Source organism: Citrobacter sp. TBCS-14 (assembly GCF_005280805.1).
In the GTDB taxonomy this organism is placed as follows: domain Bacteria; phylum Pseudomonadota; class Gammaproteobacteria; order Enterobacterales; family Enterobacteriaceae; genus Citrobacter; species Citrobacter gillenii.
This window is the reverse complement of sequence record NZ_SZWM01000009.1, coordinates 1-213: the sequence shown is the minus strand read 5'-3', so window position 1 is coordinate 213 and position 213 is coordinate 1. Positions and strand designations below refer to the sequence as shown.

Annotated in this window: 1 protein-coding gene; it reads right to left on the bottom strand. The window is 48.4% G+C overall.

Going from position 1 to position 213, the window contains the following annotated elements; genetic code table 11:
* Nucleotides 1-132: 132 nt before the first annotated feature.
* A partial coding sequence (locus tag FDX22_RS32505) for a hypothetical protein (protein ID WP_370316532.1) occupies nt 133-213 on the bottom strand: 81 nt, incomplete at its 5' end.

Sequence of the window (213 nt, the reverse complement as noted above, 5' to 3'; positions counted from 1 at the left end):
ACTGGTTCGAGTCCAGTCAGAGGAGCCATATTTGAGAAGCCCGCTTAAGGAAACTTGAGCGGGCTTTTTGCTTTTTAGCTTTTCAGTAAATCCACCCGACATGCAGGTGGATACTTTACAGACTGGGTATTATCAGAACTGGTAGCTGGCAGTGAGGCTGACGTTACGCGGCTCACCATAGACGATAGAGCCTTCGACATTGGTATCGTAGGT